Genomic DNA, 6,000 nt, shown 5'->3' with positions numbered 1-6,000 from the left:
CCCGAACGAATTTTGGGGTTGCGATCTCAGACATGGCCGATTTCCGGAGTGGAGAACACGGTCGTCTGAATTCGCCGCTCCAGCTCGCCGAAACCTGAGCTGCCGCGGGCGGCACGGGAGGCCTCGGCGGCGCCGGCAATGGCGCAAACGGTGCGGGTGGTGCCGGCGTCATTGGCGCAGGTCTTACGATCACCGACAGCGGCGTCATCGCGGGCGGCCTCGCCGGCGATGGTGTGACACGTGCCAAGTCCATCATCCTCACCGGCGGCACCAACTTCATCACGTTCGGCACCGCATCGGCGGGCGTTCTCGGCGGCATCTCCGTCGCCGGCACGCTGACCTTCAACCAGTCCACCGACACGACGTTCGGCGAGGTCGTTTCGGGCTCGGGTCGATCTACAAAATAGGCACGGGACGGCTCGCCCTCACCGGCGTCAGCACCTACACCGGCGCGACCATGGTCGTCGGCGGCACGCTCGAGGTCGATGGCTCCATCGCCGCGTCATCGAGCGTGATCGTCAATACGGGCAGCACGCTCTCCGGCATCGGCATCGTCGATCCCGCCACCACCACCATCGCGAGCGGGGGCACGCTCGCGCCTGGCAATGCTGCGAATCCGACGGGAACGCTGACGATCACCGGCAACCTCGCCTTCCAGTCCGGCGCGATCTACCTCGTGCAGGTCACGCCATCGGCAGCGGCCAGCACCAACGTAAGCGGCACCGCGACGCCCGGCGGCGCGACGGTGAAGGCAGTGTTCGCCGGCGGCAGCAGTTTCAGCAAGCGATACACCATCCTGAGCGCGGCAGGCGGCGTCAGCGGCACCTTCGGCTCGCTCGTCAACACCAACCTGCCGGCCAATTTCACGACTGTTCTGAGCTACGACAGCAACAATGCCTATCTCAACCTCAGTCTGGCGCCGGCCAGCGGCCTCAATATCAACCAGCAGAATGTCGCCAATGGCCTGGTGAACTTCTTCAATTCCACCGGCGGCATTCCGGCCGTCTACGCCAACCTCTCGCCGGCCGGGCTGACCCAGGCCTCGGGCGAGAGCGCGACCGGTTCGCAGCAGGCCACCTTCGATGCCATGAGCCAGTTCATGGGCCTCATGACCGATCCCTTCATGCGCGATGCCGGCTGTAGCTCCTCGGCCGTCACGCGCGATCGTTGCGACAATCCTGCGGGCCCGACCGGGTATGCGGATGACGGCCGCGCCGACGCGTATGCGATGTTCACCAAGGCGCCGCTGCGCGGGCGCCCGTTCGAACAGCGCTGGAGCGTGTGGGCAGCCGGATTCGGCGGCACGCAAACCACCGAGGGCAACGCGATCGTCGGCTCGAACCAGGCGACCAGCCGCATCTTCGGCACCGCCGTCGGTGCGGACTATCTGATCTCGCCGAACACGCTGGCCGGCTTTGCGCTCTCCGGTGGCGGCACCAGTTTTGGCGTCAGCGGGCTCGGCGGCGGCCGCTCCGATCTGTTCCAGGCCGGCGCCTATGTGCATCACACCAGCGGCCCCGCTTACGTCACCGCCGCACTCGCCTATGGCTGGCAGGACGTGACCACCGACCGCACCGTGACGATCACGGGCGCCGACCGGCTGCGCGCGGAGTTCAACGCCAATGCATGGTCCGGTCGGCTCGAAGGCGGCTATCGCTTCGTTGCGCCGTGGATCGGCGGCGTCGGTCTCACGCCCTATGCGGCCGCGCAAGCCACCACGTTCCAGCTGCCGTCCTATGCCGAGCAGGTGATTTCAGGGGCGCCGGCCTTCGCGCTCAATTACGCGGCCAAGGACGTGACCGATGCGCGCAGCGAGCTCGGCCTGCGCAGCGACAAATCCTTCGCGCAGCAGAGCGGCGTGCTGACGCTGCGCGGCCGCCTCGCCTGGGCGCATGATTTCAATCCGAACCGTACGATCGCTGCGACCTTCCAGGCGCTGCCGGGCGCAAGCTTCGTCGTCAACGGCGCGGCGCAGGCGCGCGATTCCGCACTCACGACCGCATCGGCCGAGATGAAATGGCTGAACGGCTGGTCGGCGGCCGCGACCTTCGAGGGCGAGTTCTCGCAAGTCACCCGCTCCTATGCCGGCAAGGGCGTCGTGCGCTATGCGTGGTGAAGGGGCAAACGAATGACAGAAGCGTATTTCGCGACCATCAGTTTCTCGGGGCCTGCTTCCCGCGAAGCACAGAGTGGTTTGTCGCTAAACAGCAACAGCCGTTCAAATTGTTGATCACGTGCCGTCCCGTCCGCTCGGAATGCCGTCCGGCCCAAGCGGATCCGACCTGCCTCGGTAAATTGTTCGCGTCGGTCCTGACCGATCACACGTCGGGCGCCTTTGGACGGCAATGGCCGGCGAGTGACCTGAATCTTTTGAGCCGGTGCGCCCCGGCCTAGCGGAGCGAACGATGACGTTGGTAGTTGGCACGATTTGTGGCTCCTCACGACAGGATTTGGTCGGCTATGCGCTCCTGCGCAAGCAGGCCAGAGTGATCATGACTGTATGCGCCCTGTTGACCGTGCCAATGCTGATGACTTCGACCGCCTATGCCGTAGAGTGCAACAATGGCGGCGCCGGACCTGATCCGGCGGGATCCGACAACGGCAGCAACCTCAATACCGCCTGCGGCGCAGGAGCCGCAGCGAACGGCGGTTTTTCGACGGCGATCGGCACCGGCGCACGCGCGGACGGCACCGATGCCGTTGCTATCGGCGCTGGCAGCGCATCGTCGGGGGACTTTGGCACTGCAAGCGGTGCAAACAGCGTTGCCAGCGGCATCAGCAGCACTGCGACCGGCAACCTGAGCAAGGCGGTCGGCAGCAACAGCACCGCGAACGGCGACAGCAGTAAGGCGATCGGAGACAACAGCACGGCGATCGGCTCCAACAGCTGGACCACCGGCACAAGCAGCACCGCGCTCGGAGCCAACAGTTTCGTGAGTGGCTCGCAGAGCATCGCAATCGGCGTAAACAGCAAGGCCAACGGCCTTTCAAGCACCGCGACCGGGTTCAATAGCACAGCGAGCAGCGCCAATAGCACCGCAACAGGCGCCGGGAGTGCTGCAACCGGCAGCACCAGTTCGGCCTACGGCGCCGGCAGCATCGCGACTGGAACCGCCGGCAGTGCCTTCGGTGCGTCCTCTAGCGCCGGCGGCGACTACTCCACTGCGCTCGGGGCCAATACACAGGCGCTCGGCGTCAATTCCATTGCGCTCGGCGGCAACGCCGGTGGAGGCGCCGGCAACGGCGCGTTTGCGACCGGAGCCAACGCCATTGCCATCGGCAACGGCGCACAGGCCACCGCCGCCAATTCGGTCGCGATAGGCTCGGGCTCGGTCGCGAGCGCCCCGAACACGATCTCATTCGGCTCGTCAGGCAACGAGCGACGGCTCACCAATGTCGCCGCCGGCATCGCGCCGACCGATGCTGTGAACGTCTCACAGCTCAACAGCTTCGCGACCGGATGGACGACCGGCTTGCAGAATCAGATCAATGCCAACCAGACCGAAGCCCGCGCCGGCATCGCACTGGCGCTTGCTTCGAGCGCGTTGCAGTACGACCCGCGGCCCGGCAAGCTCTCGGTGGCCGCGGCGGTCGGCAACTTCAGAGGCCAGAGCGCCCTTGCCTCCGGCCTCGGCTATGCCATCAACAGTCAGTGGCGCGTGAACGCCTCGTTCACCGCTACTCCGCAGGTCAACCAGTACGGCGCCGCCATCGGCAGCTCCTGGACGTTGAACTGACGATGTATTCCCGCCAGGCCAGACTCGCGGGGCTGGTGAGCATTGCGGCGGCGATGGCTGGCCCTGCTGCCATGGCCCAACAAGCGCCGCAGGCTCCGGCCCAAGCCGCACAGCCGCCCCAAGCCGCGCAGCCGCCCCAAGCCGCGCAGCCGGCACAAGCAGCGCAACCGCTGCAGCAGCCGTCCGGCGAGTGGGCCAGGCTGCCGCACATGCAGCTCGAGCGCCAGTTCGCGGGCCCGCTGCAGGACACGTTGATCCAGCGCTGGCGTGATCCGGTCGACGGCACCGCTTGCTACATCTATCTGCCGATCACGGCCGCGCATTCGCCGCCAGCGCAGGGCGGCTTCGTGCAATATGGAGCCAACGTGATCGGAACGATTAGTTGCTTCAGGGCCGCCCCGCCTGCAATTGCCGCTGTCGCGAAACCCGCCGCCGCCGCGCAGCATTGACCACGGTAAAACAGTCCCTCACGGCGGCGGACCGAACGCGATCAACCGGCCTCAACCATCCTGCCGCGCGCGCTCGCGCGCCTCCGACGGCGTCATGCCGTAGCGCTGGCGAAACGTGCGGTTGAAATAAGAGAGATCGCCAAAGCCGCTCTCATAGGCGATCGCCTGGACCGGCCGATGCGACTGGCCGGGGTCGGTCAACCGTCGATGGGCGTGAGCAAGGCGCGCCTCGCGCACGAAATCGGTGAAGGTCGTGCCTTCGGCCGCAAACAGCTTGCGCATGTAGCGCTCGGAGACCTGCTGGCTTCCGGCGATCGCATCGACCGAGAGATCGCTGTCGGTGAGGCGCAGCAGGATTTCGTCCTTGACGGCCTTGAGCCGTGCGGCCTGGAGTCCCTGGTTCAGCGGCGGTTCGGCCTTGCCCCCGAGCAGCAGTGCTGCGAGATCGTGCATGTGGACGCTGACGGCGCGGCGCAGGCCCGCCGTCGCCAGCGCGTCCTGATCGTTCAGCACCTTGGAATAGCCGACCAGCAGGCGAAGCATCTGGTCGTCCTGCGCAAACGGTCGCGCGACGAGATCATCCAGATTGCGAACGTGGGGACGCAGCAGCGCGCGGCTGAACCGATAGCTGATGGTGCGGGACGAGGTCGGAATGACGAAGCTGGCAGGCGAGCCGTTCGACGACAGCACGGCCTCGCCGGCGCCTATGTTGGCCACGCGGCCGCGCTCGTTCAGCTCGCCGGCGCCTTCCGTGAACACCACCAGGAAGAAATCGTCGTGATCGATGTGCTCATTGGCGCGGCGTGTGCGCATCGGCGATCGCGAACCGCTCGCCATGGTGAGATCCGGAAGCGAGCGGATCACCGCATCGAAATGAAGCGGATGGCCATCGATCGGCTCCAGTTCATATCGAAGCATCTTGCGGCTCCAGACTTCGCGGAACGCATCGAGCTGTCCGCTCTCGGCGTAGGGCTCCGATGAGACGAACAGTCTGACCAACTCGTGATCATCGACTTCCATGGGCACTTCCAAGGCGCGTGGTGCGCCGAACGATATGTCGCATCACAGCAGCATCCGTTCAAATTGCAAGTGCAGAGCCGCGCCGTCCAGACGTTGTGCCGTCCAGACCAAGCTGGCGAAGACTCGCGCGCCTATGAATGGCTGAGAAGCATCGCACCGCATCGGCTCGAGCTAATCGAGCCTGGAGAGCCAGCGCAGTCGATCTCGTTGTCTCGAGGGCCGTCAGGCGATCACGTTCGCCACGACCGCCTTCACGACATCCCGCACATCGGCAGGCTTCATCCGCACCTGCAAGCCGCGCTGGCCGCCATTGAGATAGACGAGGTCATGCGCCAGCGCGCTTCCCTCGATCACGGTGCTGACATGCTTGCGCTGCCCGAACGGGCTGATGCCGCCGACCTTGTAACCGGTGACGCGCTCGGCCTCCGGCGGCTTCATCATCTGCGCCGACTTGCCGCTCACGGCAGCGGCGAGTTTCTTCATCGAGACTTCCTGGTCGGACGGGACGATGACGCAGACGGGTTTGCCGTCGACCAGTGCCATCAATGTCTTGAGAACGCGCGCCGGGTCCTCGCCGAGAGCGGCTGCGGCCTGCAGGCCGATGCTCTCGGCGTCAGGATCATAGTCGTAAGCATGGACGGTGAAGGCAACGCCGGCGGCTGTGAGCGCGCGGGTGGCCGGGGTGACTTTGGACATGGGGTACGTTTGCCGCCGTCGCTACGGGCGGCGAAGCCGGGGCGCGGTTGGTGATCATGCCCTTATACAGGTGTTTTGCCCGACGCTGCAAGCAATTT

Annotated in this window: 6 protein-coding genes and 1 pseudogene; 5 read left to right on the top strand and 2 right to left on the bottom strand. The window is 65.8% G+C overall.

The annotated features are described in order from the left end of the window. Positions 1-233: 233 nt before the first annotated feature. The 5 genes and pseudogenes from G8O24_RS45780 (at position 234) to G8O24_RS39195 (ending at position 4,186) form a co-directional block, all read left to right on the top strand. Positions 234-407, top strand: a complete 174-nt coding sequence (locus G8O24_RS45780; protein ID WP_368736645.1) for a hypothetical protein — start codon at positions 234-236, stop codon at positions 405-407. Then, a pseudogene (locus G8O24_RS45775) lies at positions 395-445 on the top strand (hypothetical protein); the annotation flags it as partial. The gene G8O24_RS45780 and the pseudogene G8O24_RS45775, both read left to right, overlap by 13 nt. Before the next feature lie 12 nt (positions 446-457). Then, complete coding sequence (locus tag G8O24_RS39205; protein ID WP_244646291.1) at positions 458-2,116, top strand: autotransporter family protein; 1,659 nt, start codon at positions 458-460, stop codon at positions 2,114-2,116. Positions 2,117-2,405: 289 nt separating this feature from the next. Then, positions 2,406-3,737, top strand: coding sequence for a YadA family autotransporter adhesin (locus tag G8O24_RS39200; protein ID WP_188107862.1), 1,332 nt, complete (start codon positions 2,406-2,408; stop codon positions 3,735-3,737). Positions 3,738-3,739: 2 nt separating this feature from the next. Next, positions 3,740-4,186, top strand: a complete 447-nt coding sequence (locus G8O24_RS39195; protein ID WP_188107861.1) for a hypothetical protein — start codon at positions 3,740-3,742, stop codon at positions 4,184-4,186. A gap of 51 nt (positions 4,187-4,237) precedes the next feature. Here G8O24_RS39195 and G8O24_RS39190 read toward each other — a convergent pair whose 3' ends face one another. Next, a complete protein-coding gene (locus tag G8O24_RS39190) occupies positions 4,238-5,206 on the bottom strand; it encodes a helix-turn-helix transcriptional regulator (RefSeq protein WP_188107860.1) in 969 nt (322 codons plus the stop codon). A gap of 222 nt (positions 5,207-5,428) precedes the next feature. After that, complete coding sequence (gene ybaK / locus G8O24_RS39185) at positions 5,429-5,902, bottom strand: Cys-tRNA(Pro) deacylase (protein WP_188107859.1); 474 nt, start codon at positions 5,900-5,902, stop codon at positions 5,429-5,431. Positions 5,903-6,000: the final 98 nt, after the last annotated feature.

Origin of the sequence: Bradyrhizobium campsiandrae (assembly GCF_014529705.1) — a bacterium.
Classification (GTDB): domain Bacteria; phylum Pseudomonadota; class Alphaproteobacteria; order Rhizobiales; family Xanthobacteraceae; genus Bradyrhizobium; species Bradyrhizobium campsiandrae.
The sequence above is the reverse complement of the archived record's forward strand: the minus strand, read 5'-3'. Positions and strand labels throughout refer to the sequence as shown.

What these genes read in the sequence shown, in the direction of transcription:
- G8O24_RS39190 (WP_188107860.1), bottom strand. Translation starts at nt 5,206, where the DNA reads ATGGAAGTCGATGATCACGAGTTGGTCAGACTGTTCGTCTCATCGGAG.
- ybaK (WP_188107859.1), bottom strand. Translation starts at nt 5,902, where the DNA reads ATGTCCAAAGTCACCCCGGCCACCCGCGCGCTCACAGCCGCCGGCGTT.
- G8O24_RS39205 (WP_244646291.1), top strand. Translation starts at nt 458, where the DNA reads ATGGTCGTCGGCGGCACGCTCGAGGTCGATGGCTCCATCGCCGCGTCA.
- G8O24_RS39195 (WP_188107861.1), top strand. Translation starts at nt 3,740, where the DNA reads ATGTATTCCCGCCAGGCCAGACTCGCGGGGCTGGTGAGCATTGCGGCG.
- G8O24_RS39200 (WP_188107862.1), top strand. Translation starts at nt 2,406, where the DNA reads ATGACGTTGGTAGTTGGCACGATTTGTGGCTCCTCACGACAGGATTTG.